Source organism: Winogradskyella aurantiaca (assembly GCF_003362725.1).
Lineage (GTDB): Bacteria > Bacteroidota > Bacteroidia > Flavobacteriales > Flavobacteriaceae > Winogradskyella_A > Winogradskyella_A aurantiaca.
Map to the genome: position 1 here is coordinate 609,300 of NZ_QKTV01000001.1, position 20,522 is coordinate 629,821.

Annotated in this window: 13 protein-coding genes and 1 tRNA gene; 5 read left to right on the plus strand and 9 right to left on the minus strand. The window is 39.8% G+C overall.

The features are described 5' to 3' along the window. Positions 1 to 53 precede the first annotated feature (53 nt). The 3 genes from DN064_RS02855 to DN064_RS02865 form a co-directional block, all read right to left on the minus strand. Complete coding sequence (locus DN064_RS02855; RefSeq protein ID WP_115461092.1) at positions 54 to 2,423, minus strand: M56 family metallopeptidase; 2,370 nt, start codon at positions 2,421 to 2,423, stop codon at positions 54 to 56. A 2-nt stretch (positions 2,424 to 2,425) separates the two neighbouring features. Then, the gene (locus DN064_RS02860; protein ID WP_115461093.1) at positions 2,426 to 2,791 is read right to left on the minus strand and encodes a BlaI/MecI/CopY family transcriptional regulator; all 366 of its coding nucleotides are present in this window, start codon (positions 2,789 to 2,791) and stop codon (positions 2,426 to 2,428) included. Between the two features lie 154 nt (positions 2,792 to 2,945). Beyond that, a complete protein-coding gene (locus DN064_RS02865) occupies positions 2,946 to 4,337 on the minus strand; it encodes a dipeptidase (RefSeq protein WP_115461094.1) in 1,392 nt (463 codons plus the stop codon). A gap of 104 nt (positions 4,338 to 4,441) precedes the next feature. On the opposite strand from DN064_RS02865, the gene DN064_RS02870 reads away from it, so the two are divergent. Beyond that, positions 4,442 to 4,523: transfer RNA gene (locus tag DN064_RS02870), tRNA-Leu, on the plus strand. Between the two features lie 38 nt (positions 4,524 to 4,561). On the opposite strand, the gene DN064_RS02875 is transcribed toward DN064_RS02870, so the two are convergent. The 3 genes from DN064_RS02875 to DN064_RS02885 form a co-directional block, all read right to left on the minus strand. Beyond that, entirely contained in the window at positions 4,562 to 6,067 is a 1,506-nt protein-coding gene (locus tag DN064_RS02875) for a M20/M25/M40 family metallo-hydrolase (RefSeq protein WP_115461095.1), read from the minus strand. A gap of 67 nt (positions 6,068 to 6,134) precedes the next feature. Beyond that, positions 6,135 to 8,567 carry a DUF4982 domain-containing protein gene (locus DN064_RS02880; protein ID WP_115461096.1) on the minus strand — a complete coding sequence of 811 codons (2,433 nt, stop codon included), beginning with the start codon at positions 8,565 to 8,567 and terminating at the stop codon, positions 6,135 to 6,137. Between the two features lie 9 nt (positions 8,568 to 8,576). Then, positions 8,577 to 9,734: a glycoside hydrolase family 53 protein gene (locus DN064_RS02885; protein ID WP_115461097.1), complete on the minus strand. Its 1,158-nt coding sequence runs from the start codon at positions 9,732 to 9,734 to the stop codon at positions 8,577 to 8,579. A 77-nt stretch (positions 9,735 to 9,811) separates the two neighbouring features. On the opposite strand from DN064_RS02885, the gene DN064_RS02890 reads away from it, so the two are divergent. Genes DN064_RS02890 through DN064_RS02905 form a run of 4 tightly spaced genes read left to right on the plus strand, consistent with a single transcriptional unit; the run spans position 9,812 to position 14,669 of the window. Continuing rightward, on the plus strand, positions 9,812 to 10,807 hold the full coding sequence (locus tag DN064_RS02890) for a GntR family transcriptional regulator (RefSeq protein WP_115461098.1): 996 nt from the start codon (positions 9,812 to 9,814) through the stop codon (positions 10,805 to 10,807). 48 nt (positions 10,808 to 10,855) lie between these two features. Further along, on the plus strand, positions 10,856 to 12,505 hold the full coding sequence (locus DN064_RS02895; RefSeq protein ID WP_115461099.1) for a sodium/sugar symporter: 1,650 nt from the start codon (positions 10,856 to 10,858) through the stop codon (positions 12,503 to 12,505). A gap of 12 nt (positions 12,506 to 12,517) precedes the next feature. Continuing rightward, on the plus strand, positions 12,518 to 13,666 hold the full coding sequence (gene galK / locus DN064_RS02900) for a galactokinase (RefSeq protein WP_232827355.1): 1,149 nt from the start codon (positions 12,518 to 12,520) through the stop codon (positions 13,664 to 13,666). Continuing rightward, on the plus strand, positions 13,644 to 14,669 hold the full coding sequence (locus tag DN064_RS02905; RefSeq protein WP_115461101.1) for a UDP-glucose--hexose-1-phosphate uridylyltransferase: 1,026 nt from the start codon (positions 13,644 to 13,646) through the stop codon (positions 14,667 to 14,669). Before galK ends, DN064_RS02905 begins: the two co-directional genes overlap by 23 nt. Before the next feature lie 48 nt (positions 14,670 to 14,717). Here DN064_RS02905 and DN064_RS02910 read toward each other — a convergent pair whose 3' ends face one another. The 3 genes from DN064_RS02910 to DN064_RS02920 form a co-directional block, all read right to left on the minus strand. Then, entirely contained in the window at positions 14,718 to 17,603 is a 2,886-nt protein-coding gene (locus DN064_RS02910; RefSeq protein WP_115461102.1) for an alpha-amylase family glycosyl hydrolase, read from the minus strand. Positions 17,604 to 17,684: 81 nt separating this feature from the next. After that, positions 17,685 to 18,875 carry a SusE domain-containing protein gene (locus tag DN064_RS02915; protein WP_157962213.1) on the minus strand — a complete coding sequence of 397 codons (1,191 nt, stop codon included), beginning with the start codon at positions 18,873 to 18,875 and terminating at the stop codon, positions 17,685 to 17,687. A gap of 17 nt (positions 18,876 to 18,892) precedes the next feature. Beyond that, positions 18,893 to 20,515 (minus strand): RagB/SusD family nutrient uptake outer membrane protein, encoded by a 1,623-nt coding sequence (locus DN064_RS02920; protein WP_198659395.1) that lies wholly within the window; start codon positions 20,513 to 20,515, stop codon positions 18,893 to 18,895. Positions 20,516 to 20,522 lie beyond the last annotated feature (7 nt).

Here is a 20,522-nt window from a genome sequence, read left to right on the forward strand (position 1 = left end):
ACTAAAATAAAAAAGGCCTCGTTCGAGGCCTTTTTTATGACGTTAATCTAGGTTTAATCCTGTTTTTTTTTCTCATGCACTATGGGTGCCTTGGTGATATAGACTTCCGGTTTTTCCCGATTCTTCTCTTTAACTCTAAAGTTAAGACCTTCATTTTCCGATACAATATTGATGGCCTTCTTAGCGCTAATTTTTTTACCCTCATAGTAAAAGTCTGCGTCTTTTGCAGCCAATTCTTTCACGTGCTCCAAAGGTCTTGGTGGCGGGGGTGGTGGGGGTACTTCTTTAATCTCAATGACTGTTGGTTCTTCCACGACCTCAATGACCACTGGGGTTGGTGGCGGAGGTGGAGGTGGCGGTACCTCTTTGATCTCAATCACCTTTGGTTCCTCTACAACTTCTATAACCACTGGGGCTGGTGGTGGCGGTGGAGGCGGTGGCAAAGCTGGAAAGGGTTCTGCATTGGCTCTTTGTGCCTCAGACATGTTATTGTAAATAGCAAAGTAGTTCTCGTAATCCTTCTGTTTAACAATGCGATCACCAATATCCTTAGCATTTAAACCTTTAGCCCAGGCGTTATAGGCTGCCAGTTGCTTTTTACTTACACCGTCCTGATAGTAAACGGTATTATCTACAGAGCCATCAACCCTAGCGAACTCAACGACGACCTTATCGTCCTTGTATACTTTAGTCACATAAGCATCCGGTAATACCTCATTGGCCTTAGTACGCTCTTTTGAGAGTATTCTCCCCGTTTTGTCGGTCTCATAGCCTTTGCTGTTATAATAGCTGGTCTGGCCATTTATAACCGTATAATAAAGGGTTTGGTTATTGGTTTTGAGAAATCCTGTTTTTACTTCTTTAACTTGTTTGTTGGACTTAGCTGGCGGTGGGGGTGGCATTTTTATGATGTGCTTAGCCTTCTCCTCTGAACTAAATGTTTCGTACAATTTGTAAGCTTGTTCATATTGGATTAAGAGTTCAGAATTATCATCTCTCGGTCCTTTCAAATAGGTTCCTAATGCATCTGTATAGCGCTTGCTTATTTCATTATATTTTCTAAGCTGTGAATCCTGATAGGTTGTTTTAAAGCCTTTTTGGGTATAAAGATGGTATTGGAAAGGTTGAGGAAAGCGTTCGCTTCTAGCATTCTTATATACCTTTGATCCCGCAAAGTGAACAATGTCATTGGAAGAATAGTTGTTAAGTTCTAAATTTTGAATCGGCTTACCATCCAGCCAAATGGCGTACTTTTCTCCATTTTTAAAATCTTCAAATTGTGCATCTGTAGGTTTTACAGCCTTGGTTTTTGATAGATCTATTGGGGGAATTAATCGAGCCGGATATTTCTTTACAGAATTTCTTTGGTCTTCTGACATAAGTTTGTCGTAAATAATTATAGCACGCTCATAGGAAGAAGCAATAATTATCTTTGTTTCCTCATAGGCTTTAAGGAAGTCCTTGTATTCTGTCATCTGAGATTTAGAAGCTCTATTTTCAATTGTTTGAGCTGTTTGAACTTGAGCAGTTTCTGTTTCGGAGACTCTTGGGTTTTCGACAATTTCTCTGGAACTTAGACTGAAAAATAATAAGGAAGTTATAGGAATGAGTAATAAGCTACTAATCCAAATTCTCTTTTTTGATGTTTGTGTTTTCATAACGGTAATTCGTTTTTTGATGGATGAATAATTGATGCTACTGGATAACTGCGGGCTTTGTTGATGAGACAAATAATCCAGTAGAATGTTTTGGTATCTGTTGGAACTTACGCCATTGGTTAAAACAGCATGGTCCGCTAAAAATTCGTGGTTGAGTTTAATGTGGTGCTTCAATACGTAAATTAATGGATTAAACCACATGATAATTTGAAGCAATTCAATAAAAAGTATGTCCAGACTATGTAATTGTTTGGCGTGGGCCTCTTCATGGATCAATACCTCTTGAGGAATACGATCGGCTGCATAGTCACTTTTATTAAAGAATAAGTAATTAAAAAATGAATGTGGAGCCACGGCTTGATTCAGTAAAACATATATAAAAGGGGTAGAAGCCACCCTCTCATGCTTTCTTATTTTTTTTAAAAGCCTTGAGAGGTTAATACTAAACCTAAGTAAAAATAAAAGTACTCCCATGGCGTAAACAGTCCATAAAATAGTGGCTAGGGAAAGTGTGGTTTCAGTCTCTCCAGCTGCAAGATTTGAATTTGTAACTGGCTCAATAATAATTTGCTGTGGCACTTCTAACAGTGGAAGCGGTTCAATGTAGGTGGTAATGGTCACCAATGGAATAATGGCTGATATAACTAAAGATCCTAGTAAATAAAAGCGCTTAAATTGATGGGTACTTTGTTTTTCAATGAGCAATACATAGACTCCCCAAAAAACAAGTAACCCCACAGATAACTTAAGAATGTACAATGCCATGTCTATTTCTTTTTAAGTTCCTGATCAATTAAACTCTTAAGATCTTCCAATTCTGTTTTACTTAAATTGGAATTCGCCGTAAAAAAGGAGGCAAACTGCGAGGCACTGTCATTAAAGAAATTCTTGATGAGCCCGTTGACCTGCTTAGAAAAATAGGCATCCTTTTTTACCAAAGGGTAATACTCTCTTGACTTACCGTAGGTAACATAAGCCACATAACCTTTTCCAATCATACGCTTCAACAAGGTGGCAATAGTGGTGGTAGCCGGCTTGGGTTCCGGATAGGCCTCTAAGAGATCTTTCATAAAGGCCTTCTCCAATTGCCAGAGGTATTGCATCAGTTGTTCTTCAGTTTTTGACAAGGCCATGTTCTACGTTTTTAGAATACACTCTACAAATGTAGAATAAAAATCTAATTGAACAAATGTTTTGTGAAATAAAACTATAAAAAGCCTCATTATGAGGCTTTTTTAATATGGAAATAAGATTCTGAATCAAGTTCAGAATGACAGTAGTTTCAGATTATTGCTGATAAAGCTCAGTGAAATATTTATAAAACCAGGGAATGGTTTCAATGCCTTTTAAATAATTCCAGACACCAAAATGTTCGTTTGGCGAGTGAATGGCGTCACTATCCAGACCAAAGCCCATAAGAATGGTTTTGCTTCCTAGTTCTTCCTCAAAGAGCGAAACAATGGGGATACTTCCTCCACTGCGCTGAGGTATTGGAGTAGTTCCAAAGGTTTGTTCATAGGCCTTAGAGGCGGCTTGATAGCCTATATTATTGATAGGAGTCACATAGCCCTGACCTCCATGATGTGGAGTCACCTTCACTGTAACCCCTGCCGGAGCAATCGACTCAAAATGGGATTTAAACAAATCGGTAATCTCATTCCAATCCTGATGCGGCACCAAGCGCATTGAGATCTTAGCATATGCCTTACTGGCAATTACGGTTTTGGCTCCCTCTCCTGTATAGCCTCCCCAAATGCCATTGACATCCAGAGTAGGTCTTATGGAATTGCGCTCATTCGTGGTATAGCCCTCTTCCCCATAAACAGCATCGATGTCCAATGCCTTTTGGTAAGCTTCTAAAGAAAAAGGTGCTTTGGCCATTTCTGCGCGTTCTTCTGCGCCTAACTCTTCTACCTTATCGTAAAATCCTGGAATGGTAATATGCTTATTCTCATCGTGTAAAGAGGCAATCATTTTGGTCAGTACATTAATAGGGTTGGCAACCGCACCGCCGTACAAGCCTGAATGCAAATCGCGATTGGGTCCGGTTACTTCTACTTCCACATAGCTCAATCCGCGTAAACCTGTAGTAATGGAAGGCACATCTCTGGCAATCATCCCCGTATCGGATATAAGAATCACATCGTTTTTTAGTTTCTCCTGATTGGCTTTTACAAAAACCCCTAGATTTTCACTACCCACTTCTTCTTCCCCTTCAATCATGAATTTCACATTGCAAGGCAGCTCCTGATTAGCGGTCATAAATTCCATAGCCTTCACATGCATGTACATTTGACCTTTATCATCACAAGCCCCTCGGGCAAAAATAGCCCCGTCGGGATGAAGCTCAGTAGCTTTAATCACGGGTTCAAATGGGGGTGAATGCCAAAGATCCAAAGGATCAGGTGGCTGCACATCATAGTGCCCATAGACCAGGACGGTAGGTAAATTGGGATCGATCATCTTTTCACCATACACGATGGGATAGCCTGCCGTTTCGCAGACTTCCACATGCTCGCAACCCGCTTTTAGCAGACTGTCTTTAACCGCCTCGGCAGTGTTAAGCACATCCTTTTTATAAGCCGAATCCGCACTGATGGATGGTATTTTTAGAAGTTCAATCAGCTCGTTTATAAAACGCTCTTTATGGGTTTGAACATAAGATGAAATGTCGTTCATAAGGTGTGAATTTTGACTACCAAAAATACGAATCCTAGTCTACAAAACTTAGTGAAAATTCAATTTGAATATTCAAACTATTATGTATATTTGCACTCCTTTCCGCGGATGTGGTGGAATTGGTAGACACGCTAGACTTAGGATCTAGTGCTTCACGGCGTGGGGGTTCGAGTCCCTTCATCCGCACTTTAAAAGCCTTCAACTCATGTTGAAGGTTTTTTTATTTAAATTTTTATACTAAAAAGTGTGGTCGCATTAGCTCTGAGTCTGGAAACCAGTTCTACAGATTCTCGAGGAGTTTGAATGGTGATGCAACGTTCTAAGAAACTCACATAGGTGTTTTTGCCTTGTTCTAAGATGGCTACTGGAACGCGTTCATTAAAGGTATGAATGGTTTCCAGGTACTTACGGTCAATCTTCACTGGAACTACCGAATAGGCGAGTACATCCTTTTCTCTAAAAGCAGCTACATCATTGGAGTTGGGCAGCATGACGGCACCAGATTTACTTTCGGGGTAATGCTGTTGAATGGCAGCGGCCATATTTTTGTAGAAATTTGTGTTGGAACTGGTTACAACCTTAGTGTTCATCTGCTTAAGGACTTCAATTGAAATGGCATCATTGTCTAAAGTCTCTTTAAGATCAGCTATAAATTCATCGGTTGAGGTTTCGGGTAAGAGTCTGCAGTCTAAAGTTGCCGTGATTTTGGTTGGAATCGCATTTAATTCATCATTGTCATCCTTTATACTAGTTAAGGTGATGGTATTAGAAAAAAGTGCCAATAACAGCTCGTCTTCTCTCAGTTTCTTTGAAATAACAGACTTGAACAATCTAGGGTGTTTAAGCACAAATCCATTAACTCCACCACTTAAGATACCCAGTTGTTTTAAGATACCTACATTAACATCATTATAAATGATCTCGTTCTTCTCATTTAAAAGTTCATTTAAGGCAGTGATCATTTCTTTGTTGGCATAAGACTTAGGAGTCACAGAACTATGGCCACTGGTTTTAATATCTAGGGATAATTGTAACCAAAGTGATCGTTTTTGTGTCACCGAAATACCAAATAAGGCTTGGTCAGGGTGATTGTCAATAAGGCCTTTAATGCCTGGGGGACCCTCACCAATAACGACTTCAGGATTTAAGAGGTCAAAATAGTTATCAATAACGTAACTAATACCTCCATCGCATTGCGTTTCTTCACAAGATACGCTGAGCATGGTAACGTTATAATCAAGGATTTTGCCTTCGTAACGTTGTGCCATTTCAATCAAACTGAACAAATGCATAACGGCGGTACCCTTATTATCAAAGGCGCCACGGCCCCATATTTCGGAGTCTACTATTTTACCGGAGTAAGGAGGGACCTCCCAATGATTTTCGTTACCTGGGGGCACCACATCAATGTGATTTAGGAAAATGATATTGGGTAATCCCGCTTCAAGTGGTCGTAAGGAAGCGGAAAAATTATAATTACCATCTGAAGAGCCCATTTGCGTTATGTGCAATCCGTTTTCTTCACATAGCTGTTTTAAAAACTCACCAGCCTCTAGTTCGTGGCCACTTTCGGAGGGAATCTGTAAGTATTTGCTTAGAATTTGTTCAATTCCAAAGCGTTTATTGTTATGCGTGATGACTTGTCTTTTAACGGGGTCGCCGCTGGCGAAAGAATCGATAAATTGGAGATTGAATGCAAAAATCAGAATCCAAAGGATGAGTCGGGGCATAAAGTAAATGTCAAGTGCTTGTTAGTTGCACGTAAAATAAGAAAAAGTGAATTGTAAAATGAAATTGCTATTCAGTTTTTATTACAATCTTGTTAGTAATGAGTTGTTGTCCTGTTACTTCCAACTCTAATTTCCCAGGTGTTTCTGTCGATTGTACAATCACTACTAGTTTTCCGCTAAAGAGTTCCATTTGAGGATGCTGAAAGGCTTCTAATGAAGTAGCATCACCATTACAAGCTGCTCTAAAGGTGCCTTCTCCAGTAACCTTGAACATTAACGTATTGGTCGCTGTAGGGCAGGGGTTGCCATCTTTATCCTGCACCAATACAGTAACGAAAGACAGGTCTTCTCCATTGGCAGAAATGACTGATCTATCTGGTTCAAGAACTATTTGATAGGGCTCTCCAGAAGTTTGTACCTCCCTTTCAGCAACTGGCTTATCAGTGGCGTCATAGGCCATTACCTTTAAGGTGCCAGGTTGGTACGTCACGTCCATCCACATTAAACGATAGCGTTCCATTAGGCTACCCTTGTTTTTTTCTCTCACGCCCAAGCTTTTTCCATTTAAAAATAATTCGGCCTTCGGATAATTGGTGTAAATAAAGACTGGAGTGGTTTCTCCCTCGCGGCCTTGCCAGTTCCAATGGGGCAAAATATGAAGCGTTTCTTCATCTGGATTCCATTTACTACGATATAAGTAGTAGCGGTCTTTGGGTAGCCCAGCTAAATCGTTGATGCCAAAATAAGAGCTTCTAGAAGGCCAATACTCGTCATAAGGAGTGGGTTCCCCTAGATAATCAAACCCCGTCCATACAAATTCACCTATAACCCAGGGATAATCATCCTGTAGTCTAAAATCATCTTCAGGAAGGTTGGACCAACTGCAGTGTTCCATATCGTAAGAAGAAGACTGTAAATCCTCATAGGTCTTCATACTAACACGCTCAACTGGAAATTTATAGACACCTCTGGAACTAACGGTTGAGGCAGTTTCGGACCCTAACAGGAGCCCTTGAGGGAAACGTTCATAGGCTTCCTCATATAAATGGGTTCGATAGTTAAGCCCTGGAATATCTAGCAGCGCTCCAAAACCTGAGGCCATGGTGGCTTCTACTTGGTCCATACCCACCGTTACTGGTCTAGTGGGGTCTTCTCTGTGAAAAATATCCTGTAGCCATTGGGCGCGTTTTACTCCTTCGGCACCCCATTGATCGGGAACCTCGTTCCCAGCACTCCACATGACAATACTAGGGTGGTTTCTTGTTGCACCTACTAAATTGACTACATCTTTTTCGGCATACTCATCAAAAAATCTGTGATAACCGTTAGCTACTTTTGGCTTGGCCCATTCGTCAAAGCTCTCGGCGATAAACATAAATCCCATTTCGTCGCAAAGCTCCAATTGTTCCATAGATGGCATGTTATGGGCTGATCTTATTGCGTTACAGCCCATGTCCTTTAGAATACGAAGTTGACGTTTTATGGCAGCACGATTAACAGCGGTACCAAGTGGTCCAAGATCATGGTGTAAACAAACCCCTTTAAATTTGGTTACTTCACCATTGAGTTTGAAACCTATTTCTGGTTCGTACGAAAGGGTTCTAATACCAAAAGTTTCTGTGAGTTCATCTACAAGAATATCATTTTTATAGAGAAACAGCTTTGCTTTATAGAGTTCTGGTGTTTCAGGGCTCCATAGCCGTGGAGATGCAATATCCAGATTTAGAGTTATGGTGCCATTAGATGTTTTTGATGAGCCTCCAGATTTAACAAGTTTATCCCTGGAATCAAATACCTGAGCCTCCAGCCTTAAATTAGTTCCAATTAGTTCACTTCTAATAGATATTTGAGCCGATTGAGCAGTAACCCTTGGAGTTGTAATAAAGGTACCCCATTGTTTAAAGTGATCTTTATTAGTAATTAGCAGCTGCACTTTTCTGTACAATCCAGCTCCTGGGTACCAGCGTGATGATTGTTCCACGTTATTAAGCCTAACGGCAAGAGTATTAGCACCAGTTTGCACATAATTACTAATGTCAAAATAAAAATAACTGTACCCATATTTCCATTCACCTACCTTTTTACCGTTAATAAAAACTTCGGGTTCGCTCATGGCACCCTCAAATACAATAAAGGTTTTATTTTCTGAAAGATCTTCAAGTGAAAAGCTGTTGCGGTACCAGGCAGTGCCTGTGTAAGGAAGAGCACCAGTTCGGCCTGTTTTTTCCGTGGCTACCGTTTCGCCATTTTGTTCAATAGCAACCACCTGCTTGTCAATGTCCTTGTCAAATGGGCCATAAATAGCCCAATCATGAGGCACTCTTACAGTCTGCCATTGACTATCGTCAAAATCATGTAGAAAAGCCTTTTCAGGATCGTCTTTTAAGAATTTCCAGCCTGTTTTAAGGGTTATTGTCTGTCTCACTTTGGTTGGATTGTTATTGGAAAGCGTGCAAGAACTAATAAATATAGACAGGATAAGATAAGAAGTATATCGCATCCCTTAATTTTAATTATTGAAACTCAGATTATAAAACGAAATACCATCATGGGCATGGGTGTTTTCATCAAACATAGTGGCATTTTCCCAATGAGATCCTTGTCCCCACTGTGTGCTGCAACTGGTAGAAACCCAGGCAGGTTCCCAGTATATAAGACCTTCTCCTCCTGCAGATTCGATAGTATTTTGAAGGTCCAACATGTATTGTAATTGACCTTGAATGCTCGCGTCATAACCGTCAATAAGGGAATCACTCCCTAAGATGTTACCAGCATTATCCCATGAACTAAGTGTGAACGGGTAAGCCGTTTCCACAATCATGAGTCGCTTGTTGTAGGTGGTCATTAGGTCTGATAAGACAGGCCCAACATTGTCTAGAGTGTAATCGGACCATTTTGGGTAGTAGGAGAGTCCAATCCAATCAAAATTGGTAACACCATTTGCAGTAGCCTGCTCAAACCACCATATGCCATTTTCTGGCTGGGCAATATGCAGCATGGTTTCAATTTGGGTGTTGTTTTCGGTATTTATGGCGTCCACAGCTTCCAAGCCTTTATTTAAAAGGTAAGCATTCCGATTCCAATTGATAGGCCATTGCAAATCACCATCTTGTAGAATCATGGGGTTAATCTCATTACCAATTTGAACTATCGCAGGATCCAAGTCCAGGGTGTGAAGTTCTTTAAGTGTGCTATAGGTGTATTGGTACATAAGATCGCCAAGAGTTTCACGGTCATCAATATGGTTGATCCAGGCAGCTGGAATTTGTTGGTGCTCAGGGTCAGCCCAAGTGTCAGAATAATGAAAATCCAACAAAACAGCCATACCTTTTGCCTTAGCACGGGCCATAGATTTTTTAACATCTTCTATATTGGAATAGTTGGTCCAACTTGGAGAATGCCATAAACGAAGACGAACGAGATTGGCTCCTTCTGATTTAAATATCTGATAGGCATCCTCGGTATTGCCACTTCTATTTTTATAAATAGCGCCACAATCCTCCATCTCATTCACATAAGATAAGTCCGCTCCGAAAAAGAATTCAATCTGAGGGTCATTTTGTCCTTGGTCCGGATCACTTGCAGGGTCATTAGACGAGCTGCAATTCACAACACTAAATAGCATGCTAAACGACGCAAATAATAAAAAAAACGAACTGCGCTTCATGAGGATGAATTTTCGCTAAAGTATGAAATAATTAAAAAATAACCTACCAGTACCTACCAGTTTGTTATATTTGTAAAGTGACTGCCAAAAAACTAATAGATTCTTCTGCTCAACCTAAGTATAAACAACTTATTCAAGGCATTGAGGACGCCATTCAAAATGGCGATTTAAAGCAAGGAGATAAACTCCCCTCCTTAAATGCTGTTAAGATGCGTTACCAATTATCTCGCGACACGGTGCTCATGGCTTTTAACCAATTAAAAAGCCGAGGAATAATAGAATCCATTGTGGGAAAAGGATATTATGTGAAGTCAGAGAATATTGATGTGAAAAAGCGCGTCTTTGTATTGTTTGATGAGTTAAATGCCTTTAAGGAGGATTTGTATAACGCATTAAAGGGGAGTCTAGGAGCAGATACTCAGGTGGATATCTTTTTCCATCACTTTAATTATCAGGTTTTTAAGGATTTGATATTGGACAATCAGAACTCTTATAATTATTATGTTATCATGCCTGCTAATCTTGATAATACCGCAGTAGTTATGGATCGATTACCTTCTGAAAAGGTATTTATCTTGGACCAATGTCATGAGGAACATCAGCATTTTGCGGCTGTGTATCAAAACTTTAAAAAAGATGTTGAGACAGGGCTACAGCAAGCAGAAATTCATACCAGTAAGTACAAAGAATGGATCCTATTATTTGATGATACGCGACAACCAAAAGGGATTAAAGAAGGATTTGAAAGTTACTGTTCTCAAAGGAAACTTAATTATTCCATTCAAGCCAAATTTGAAGGTATACTGCAGATCAGTGAATTATACATTGTATTGGATGATAGAGATCTAATTGCTATTTTAAAGTCTGGTATCGAACAGCAAATTGTAATAGGGGAAGATGTTGGTGTTATTTCTTATAACGACACCCCATTAAAGGAAATAGTTAATAGAGGTATTACAACTATATCCACTGACTTTTCTGTTATGGGTGAGCGCTTGGCTCATATGATTTTAACAAAAAAAAGAGAGCAAGTAGAAAACCCGAGTCGATTAATTTTAAGGCAATCTTTGTGACAGTATATATGACATCTAAATCTGACTAACTAATAAATCAATAATTACATGAATTCTGGATTTCAATTTTTAGACTACGCCATTTTTATCGGTTATGCTATTATGATTCTTGGAATCGGATTGTGGGTATCCCGTGATAAAAAAGGCCAGCAAAAAAATGCTGAAGACTATTTTTTAGCAAGTAAGTCGTTACCCTGGTGGGCCATTGGAGCCTCTCTCATAGCGGCCAATATATCTGCTGAACAATTTATTGGTATGTCGGGTTCAGGTTTTGCCTCTGGACTTGCTATAGCATCTTATGAATGGATGGCAGCTCTCACCCTAATCATAGTTGGGAAATATTTCCTTCCTATTTTCATTGAGAAAGGGCTTTATACAATTCCTGAGTTTGTAGAACAGCGCTATTCTACCAACCTCAAAACCATTTTGGCAGTTTTTTGGATTGGTTTGTATGTTTTTGTTAACCTCGCTTCAGTCCTTTATCTAGGGGCCCTGGCACTAGAGACTATTATGGGAATCCCACTTGTTTATGGAGTGATTGGATTGTCCTTATTCTCTGCAGCTTATTCGCTCTATGGTGGCTTGTCTGCAGTGGCATGGACCGATGTTATCCAGGTTATATTTCTGGTTTTAGGAGGATTTTTAACTACGTATTTAGCTTTAGATTATGTGTCTAATGGAGAAGGCTTTATTGCAGGATTGACTGCGGTGTATGATGCGGTACCAGAGCGGTTTGAAATGATTCTTGACGAGTCTAATCCGGAATATAAAAATCTTCCCGGAATAGCCGTACTTGTTGGTGGTATGTGGGTTGCCAATTTGTACTACTGGGGATTCAATCAATACATTATTCAGCGCACATTGGCCGCCAAATCCCTGGCCGAAGCGCAAAAGGGGATCATCTTTGCAGCCTTCTTAAAGTTATTGATTCCATTAATTGTAGTCATTCCCGGTATTGCGGCCTATGTTATGATTAACGATCCTGAGATTATGAATCGTCTGGGTGCTATGGGGCAAATGAATGTACCATCATTAGAATCGGCCGATAAAACCTATCCGTGGTTATTACAATTTTTACCTGTTGGATTAAAAGGGATAGCTTTTGCCGCCTTAGCGGCTGCTGTCGTAAGTTCCTTGGCATCCATGCTTAATTCTACATCAACGATTTTTACAATGGATATTTATAAGCAGTACATTAATAAAAATGCCGATGATAGAACTACCGTTAATACGGGTAGAATATCGGCGGCAGTTGCCTTGGTGATTGCTTGTATTATGGCCCCATTGCTGGGTGGGATTGATCAGGCATTCCAATTTATTCAGGAATACACCGGGTTGGTAAGCCCTGGAATCCTGGCGGTTTTCTTGTTAGGGCTCTTTTGGAAAAAGACAACTAATAAGGCTGCGATTATTGGTGCCATAACCTCTGTGCCTATTGCCCTGTATTTTAAAGTAGCTCCAAAGGGGTGGTCAACATCTCCTGTTTTTATTGATGTGCCATTTATGGATCAAATGGGATATACCTTATTGAGTACAATGGGGGTAATAATAGTGGCCAGTTATGTTCAACGCAAAGGACGAGATGATGCAAACGGTATTGAAATAACTAAGGAACTCTTTAAGACATCCCCAAAATTTAATATAGGCGCCTTCGCTATTATGCTGATTTTAGCAGCACTTTATGCCTTATTTTGGTAATCAATGATAACGATGACGTCGACAATGGTGAATGATTTAGAACAGGCTTTTTTTGAAAGGTTTCTAGTAAAACCTATCGTTGTTTTTTCTCCCGGAAGAATCAATTTTATTGGTGAACATACAGATTATAATAATGGCTTTGTTTTTCCCGCCGCAATTGATAAAGGGATTTATATGGCGTTAAGCCGTTCCACAGATGAAAGATCGCAAATTTTGGCGCTTGACGTCGATGAATCGTATGATTTTGATATCAATGACCTGCAAGAGGAGCAATTAGGATCCTGGCAAGATTATTTACTTGGGGTTCTCACCGAATTGAAAAAACAACATCAGGAATTTGATCAAATCAAAGTGCTATTCTCAGGGACTATTGCTATTGGTTCAGGATTATCCTCTTCTGCAGCTTTGGAAAATGCCTTCGTATTTGGCTTAAATGAGCTCTTTAGACTAAATCTTAGCAAGCATGAAATGATTCATATTTCACAGGCAGCTGAACATAATTTTGTAGGTGTTAAATGTGGTATCATGGATCAGTTTGCCAGTATGTATGGGAAGGAGGATGCGGGATTATTCCTGGATTGTAAAACCCTAGAATCCGATGAAATTCCTATGCAATTGGAAGGGGTGTCTTTAGTTTTAATTAATTCTAATGTCAAACACAAATTGGCTGAAAGTGCTTATAATAAAAGGCGTGCTACATGTGAACGCGTGGCCAATTTTTTTCAAGTGGAATCATTGCGAGAGATCTCTTTAGATGATCTAGTCTCAGCCAGAGCAAACTTAGATGAAGAGGATTATAGAAAAGCTAGTTATGTCTTAGAGGAAAACGAGAGGGTTTTAGCTTTTAGGGAAGCCGTTACCCAGAAGGACATTATTGGTATGGGGGAATTACTGTACCAGTCACATGACGGTATGCGAAACAAGTATGAGGTGAGTTGTGTGGAAATAGATTTCCTCGTGGATTTTAGTAAACAATTTGATGGTGTTCATGGATCTCGCATGATGGGTGGAGGCTTTGGAGGTTGTACCATTAATCTGGTTGAAAATGGTGTTGAACAAGAGTTTATTGAGGCCATTAAGAAATCGTATATGACAAAATTCAATAAGACTTGTAATAGTATTAAAGTAGCATTATCCCATGGAACTAGAGGCATTAAATAGAAGTTCTCACAGACGTTATAATATTCTTACTGGTGAGTGGGTATTGGTCTCACCCCATCGAACAAAGCGTCCCTGGCAAGGACAAGAAGAGGATTCAAATATAGATGATAGCCCTTCTTATGTTGAGGATTGCTATTTATGCCCAGGAAACCTTAGAGCTAACGGTGAGAGAAATATAAACTATGAGGACACCTTTGTATTTGAGAATGATTTTGCGGCGATTCAATCGGATATTACTTCGAAAAAATTTAAACAAGGATTGTTGCAAGCCGAAACAGAAACAGGTGTCTGTAAGGTGGTTTGTTTTAGCCCAGACCATTCTAAGAGTCTCGCCAATTTAGGCCTGAGTGCTATAGAAAAGGTTATTGCGGTGTGGATGGATCAATATAAATTGTTGGGTACCATTGACGATATTAACTACGTACAAATTTTTGAAAATAAAGGGGCTGTTATGGGCTGTAGTAATCCGCACCCTCATGGACAAATCTGGGCCCATAGATCCATTCCCAATGAGATAGAAAAGAAAAATAGATTCCAAGAACAATATTTTCATGAAACTGGTAAATCTCTTGTAAAGGATTATCTCAGAGATGAATTAGAGAAAGGCGAACGAGTCTTATTTGAAAATTCAGATTTTGTGGTACTCATACCTTTTTGGGCAGTTTGGCCCTATGAGACCATGATTATTCCTAAGTCGCATCAATCGAGTATTGCCCAATTATCTCATGAACAAATAAAGGCCTTTGCTGAGGCCATTTCCCTTTTAACTAAAATCTATGACCGCTTGTTCAAGGTTTCGTTTCCCTATTCCAGTGGTATACATCAGGCACCTACTCATAGTGCTTCAGTAAATCACTGGCATTGGCATATGAGTTTTTATCCACCATTATTGCGCAGTGCAACGGTCAAGAAGTTTATGGTAGGCTATGAGATGTTCGCCACTCCTCAAAGAGATCTCACACCAGAACAGGCTGCCACAACCTTACGATCCTTTATAAAATAAAAAAGCCCCTGTAAAAAAGGGGCTTTCTGCTCGAAATAACACTTAAATTTAGAGCTTGACTAACTTAGAGGTCATCATCTGACCTTCGCTATTAATAATCCGGAGCATATAAATTCCTGCGTTCAAGTTGGAAACATCAAAGTCTTGATTTGCCTGAAAATCACCTTTAAAACTACGAACCTGTTTTCCTGAAAGATCATAGACTTCTACTTGTTCAACTATTACATTTAGCTTAAACGTAGTCGAAGTTGGATTAGGGTAAAGAGCAAACGTATTGAACTCATTGTCATCTGTACTTAATGTTTCTGAAGGAACGTTTCCAAGAACCCAAAATTGTCCTGGCTGTAAGGTGACAGAGTTGGTTGAATTGCTGATGGTGGTATTTCCTGTAGGATCCATCAGATCATACCATGTGTCAGTAACTCCGCCAGGGAAATTGGTGTTGACCGTCACTTCATTGACGTCAAAATTAGAAAGCACAATAACATTTCTTAATTCCGTATTGGGTATGGACGTGTCAAAAATGTCAATTCGAGGAGTGTAACTACCGCTACTTGTTGTAATTGTATAGTCTCCTTCAAAAACATCTTCACCTACTTTTAAGGCGTGTAGTTTGGCCCAATCATCATAAATCTGTCTACGCATGGCATCACCTAACCAGTTTTCAACCCATTGTGGCTGAGGTTTGGTATCAAGTTTACAACCGTCATTGTTATAAGACCCATCAGAACAGGTGAATATGGAATTATTCATACCTAAATCACCAAAATGCCAAATCATTTTAGGTCCAGGTACTAGAACTGACACGGCTCCTAAAGCAGACATCCTTGATAAGGCTGTATTCAAATCTTTCACATCATGAGAAGGATTGCTCGAATTACCGAACTCTGTATTTTTAAACATCAAACGTTCTTCGTCATGACTTTCAGGATATCCTAGGACACGCGGTCCAGTGAATCCATGGCTTTCATGTCCCATTCTAGATATATCCTTGTTACCGTTTTGACCCATAGTTAGTTCGTTATATGGATCGGTCATTTTACCCCACATCATAATGCCTTTTCCTTCATCAATACGATAATTAGCCCATTGCTGTTCTTCATTATCAGACCCAAGGTGTTCAAAAATGACATAATGAGTATCATCCAAGGACCATGCATAATCTGCATATTCCCGGAGCACATCAACTCGGTCTTGCTGGTATAATTGGGTACAGTTAAAATCTCCTCCGTCAGTCCCATCACCACAGTTTTGGGTAAACCCTTTGGTTAAATCCCATCTGAAGCCATCAATTTTATATTCCTCAACCCAATGTTTAATAACACGTCTTGTATATTCTTGAGTTAAATCCTGCTGATGATTAAAATCGTTTCCAACATTAAAAGAATGCGTTGGAAAAACGTTCAAATAAGGATTATCTGCAGAGGGGCGACCCCAACCATCCCCATCTGGATCATCCATCCACATGCGAACCATTGGATTTCGTCCAAAGGCATGATTTAAGACGACGTCCAGGATAATGGCAATACCATTTTGATGACACAGGTCTATAAATTCTTTAAGCTTATCAGGCGTACCATAGAATTTATCTAAAGCCATGTGAAATGACGTATTATAGCCCCAACTTTCATTGCCTTCAAATTCCATGACCGGCATAAGGTGAATAGCATTGATATTCAAATTTTTGAAATAGTCAATTCTGTCAATGAGATCCTGATAGTTTCTATTAGCATCAAAATCCCTTACTAAGACTTCATAGACAATAAGATCTTCTTTTTTTGGTTTGTCAAAATTTGGTACTTGCCAATCGTAAGGGGTTTGACCCGTCTCCAAAACAGTCACTTCTCTTTCTTGTCCTTCAGGGTAATCTGGAATATTTGGAAATGATGAATCTGGAATAAAGGGGTCATCGAAAGGCGATAACACCAATGTTGAGAAGGGATCAGCAGTTTTTACTAAAACTGGTGAATCTGTAACAGGTGTCGCATCAAAAACCCAGTATTGGTAGGTTTCTACTTTGTTGGCGGTAAGACCTGTTATTTCTAACCAATATTTACCTGTTGATGGATCCCGTTTCATGACATCATCATTTCCAGGAATATAGTTATTCCAACTTGCTGCAATTTGCACAAAATCTTTACCAGGGGCAGAGACTACTAGGGTAGCACGAGTGTTGTCATTTCCATAATTTACACCATCAACAACTCCGGCAGGTAAGGCTTCTTCAATAACCGTTGGAACTATAAAGACCTCAAATGCAGCTTCCGCTGTGAGCGTTTCCCCCGGTGGGGTTCCAACAAACCTCAATATGCCACTTTCCGTGATATTAGTCGCATCTGCAACACAGTTAGGGAAACCACAAGTGCCACTGTCAATAAGTGTTTGAGAGTCCCCATTATCAAAATACAATTCAAAAGAGCCAGCAACAGTGGTGTTACCTTCAAAATCGATTGTTGCCACTATTTGTACATCATCACCTGAGTCAATTAGTATGAAATCTGTATCCGGTGAAGAGACATTGACGCGGACAACCCCTACATTTTTTAGGTTATCACCACTCTGATTGGATCCGTCTTGGGATTTAATTAAAAATCCAATAGTGGTTATTCCCGGATCATTGAAAAAATCTTGAACCACCCCAAAATCAAAAGTGTAGGTTCCGTTACCATTATCTGTGAATTTGGCAGTTTCTGGGGAGTTCCCAAAGTCTGATCCGGTAGCGTCTGGATTTCCAGAAAACTCCCCATCAGCATCAAAATGCCAGGCCCATAAATAAATGTCATCAACACCCCACTCAGACTGAGGGTCAAAATTTGATATGGTGAGGGTGGCATTTTCATTAGCTTCAAAAAACTCAGGATTCCATGTAAACGTTTGTGAAAAAGTGAACATGGTTGCCAAGAGTGCTAACGCAATAAGTAATTTTTGCTTCATAACAATATCTGATTAAAAAAGGCCATGTCTTATAATAACATGGCCCCTCTTATTAAACTCAAACTATATTATAATATTAAATTATTCTAGAGTAATAGTCTTGTTAACGGTGTCAATAGTTGTCCAATACTTACCATCGGTTCCAATGAAAGCAAAGTTGCTATCACCATCTTCAGCGTTTACTAATTTTTCATCAATAGTATAACCTTCGTCAACAAAATATGGGTAATTTAATCCAGATCCCCAGTCATTGTTAGTGGTGAAGAAACGGAAGTTGTTACCATCAGTAACAGATGTGTAGTTAGCCCATCCTTGGTATACACCGTCTCCTTCACACATAAACTGCTGTGGAGTGGTCCAGTCCCATCCAGTGTCTGTAAGACCAGCTCCAACACCCCACATTTGATCAAGGTCACAAATCCCTTGTGCTGTTGGTTCAGATAATGTAATAGTCTTGGCTACAGCATCAATAGTTAAGAAGTACTTACCTGATGGTCCTGTAAACAAGAAGTTATTGTCACCATCCATTGCATCTTCAAACATTGGATCAATGGTATAACCGTCATCTATAAATCCAGGATAGTTAATACCAGATCCCCAATCGTTGTTAGTAGTAAAGAAACGGAAGTTACCATCTCCATCAACATTATTGATAAGGTCAACGTTTACTGTGTAGACATTGGTTCCTGAACAAGCAGCAACTTGAGGTGTAGCCCAATCCCATCCCGTAAATTTAACCGCAGCACCAACAAGGTAGAACTGATCGTTATCACAAACAGCTTCTTCTGGTCCGGACACTTCTTCCAATACCATTGTTAAGGTTTGTGTATCAGAAACATTTGGTAAACTTCCTGGTTCTCCTAAAGTTGCAATCAATCTAAAAGATACTGGTCCAGTATTTGGGTTAGGAGTATCGGGATCATTATCTAAGCCGGCTTCAGCAGCATAGCCTAACATGTCACCAATAGTAATTGCAATTTCGTTACCAGTTGTAGCACCTACAACATCAGCATCACTAAAGTCACCAAGAATTGATTTCTCTAAGGTGTAAGTTATGTTCGTTGGAACATCTGTAGTCACGCTGTTCCAAGTAAAACGCTCAGCAAGGTTACTAGACGCTTGCGGTATTAAAATATATTCAGATTGAAACGTGTTAGAAAATGTTAAGTCTGAATTGTTGTTCGTTACAAACACCACATCGTCATTAGACGAGCAGCTATTGAATCCTATAACGGCTAAAAGAAATAAGCCTAAAATTGATAATTTTTTCATTTTTATAATCATGTTAATTAGTATCCAGGGTTTTGTTCTAGGTTAGAATTTAAACTAAGATCTTGCTGTGGAATTGGCATAAGATCTCTAAAGGATTCAGTTGTTCTTCCTGGTTGAACATTACCTTTCCATTGCCATACGCCATTATCAGAAAATTGGTTGAATCGAATCAAGTCCGTTCTTCTGTGGCACTCCCAGTATAATTCTCTGGCTCTTTCATCAAGAACAAAGTCTAATGTTATGGCTCCAGATCCAATATTACCGCTTGTATTGCCGTAGGCTCTCTCTCTTAATATATTGATATATCCAGCAGCAGTACCGGCATCTCCGCCACCACCTCTGGCAACAATCTCAGCATACATTAAGTACGCATCTCCTAATCTAAACATTGGGAAATCAATATCTGTATGATCACCAGTGGTGTCTGATCCCTGGTTGCCATTGACATCAACATTGCGATACTTAGAAATGGCATAACCATCTGTAAACGTAGTAACCGTTTGTATGTCTTTCTCCTGACCATCTGTCCAGATTAAAGCGCGTCCGTCAGGTGAATTTTCGTTATCCACATCACCAGGGAACCTATTAGCGAAAGTAGGAGTGGTTCTTAAACCAAACCAACCACCATTAATTCCAAAGACTTCTGTAGCTACTGCATTCATGCTTCCGCCAACAGGAGCGTGTGTCATAAAGGTCATTCCTCCAAAGGCTTGTGTGCGTAATCCATCAAATGGAATGGTAAAAATCACTTCAGACTGCGCACCGTTAGAATCATTATCAGCTAAGAATGAGTATTGGTATGGGATAGAAGTATCCACAGTATACCCTGCAGCGATAATTTGATTTACGTATGTCAATGCATCCGAATATCTGGCAGATCCAGTGTATACTTCAGCATTTAAATATAGTTTGGCTAGAAGCATCCAGGCAGCACCTCTATCTGCACGACCATACACATGTTGTCTTGCAGGTGCCATACCATCCAAGATGTCTAATAATTCAGACTCGATCCAAACAAAAAGATCTGCTCTTTCTATTTGTGGAGGTAAGAACGCTCCAATAGGATCATTTTCGGTTACAAATGGAGGATTTGCAAATAAATCCATGGCGTGCCAGTATGTCAAAGCTCTCATAAAGCGGGCCTCTGCTCTGAACACTTGGATTTCAGCTCTTAGGTCTCCAGTTACTCCACGTCCGTCTAGTTTGTCATCGGTTGTTTGTCTTAAGAACTCATTTGTCAAGGCTACTTGGTAAAGTAGACGACTGTACATAGTTCTTATAAACTCATTACCTGAGGTCCAAATTTGACCATGAAGGTCTTGGATAGTACCGTCATTCCAACCGATGATTGCTTCATCAGTGGTTAGCTCCTGCATCTTCCAATACAGTCTTAAGTAGTTAGAAAACCCTTCATCTAGACCAGCTAAATCTGGTGCTCCAGCAGGACCTTCTTGTCCACTTAAAGAGATACCAGCATATATTTTTCCTAGAAACTCTTCATAAGAGTCTGGATTTTGAAATGCTGCATCTGCTGTCAACCTGGCATCTTCAGGTTGCAAGTCCAAACGGTTACTACAGGACTGCACTAAGGCAAACCCAGCAAAGACCGTCAGACAGATCATTAAGATTCTTTTCATCATAGCTTTC

Coding starts and splice junctions, on each gene's coding strand:
- DN064_RS02895 (WP_115461099.1), top strand. CDS start 10,856: ATGAATTCTGGATTTCAATTTTTAGACTACGCCATTTTTATCGGTTAT.
- DN064_RS02910 (WP_115461102.1), bottom strand. CDS start 17,603: ATGAAGCAAAAATTACTTATTGCGTTAGCACTCTTGGCAACCATGTTC.
- DN064_RS02880 (WP_115461096.1), bottom strand. CDS start 8,567: ATGCGATATACTTCTTATCTTATCCTGTCTATATTTATTAGTTCTTGC.
- DN064_RS02875 (WP_115461095.1), bottom strand. CDS start 6,067: ATGCCCCGACTCATCCTTTGGATTCTGATTTTTGCATTCAATCTCCAA.
- DN064_RS02905 (WP_115461101.1), top strand. CDS start 13,644: ATGGAACTAGAGGCATTAAATAGAAGTTCTCACAGACGTTATAATATT.
- DN064_RS02860 (WP_115461093.1), bottom strand. CDS start 2,791: ATGGCCTTGTCAAAAACTGAAGAACAACTGATGCAATACCTCTGGCAA.
- DN064_RS02885 (WP_115461097.1), bottom strand. CDS start 9,734: ATGAAGCGCAGTTCGTTTTTTTTATTATTTGCGTCGTTTAGCATGCTA.
- DN064_RS02920 (WP_198659395.1), bottom strand. CDS start 20,515: ATGATGAAAAGAATCTTAATGATCTGTCTGACGGTCTTTGCTGGGTTT.
- galK (WP_232827355.1), top strand. CDS start 12,518: ATGACGTCGACAATGGTGAATGATTTAGAACAGGCTTTTTTTGAAAGG.
- DN064_RS02915 (WP_157962213.1), bottom strand. CDS start 18,875: ATGAAAAAATTATCAATTTTAGGCTTATTTCTTTTAGCCGTTATAGGA.
- DN064_RS02855 (WP_115461092.1), bottom strand. CDS start 2,423: ATGGCATTGTACATTCTTAAGTTATCTGTGGGGTTACTTGTTTTTTGG.
- DN064_RS02865 (WP_115461094.1), bottom strand. CDS start 4,337: ATGAACGACATTTCATCTTATGTTCAAACCCATAAAGAGCGTTTTATA.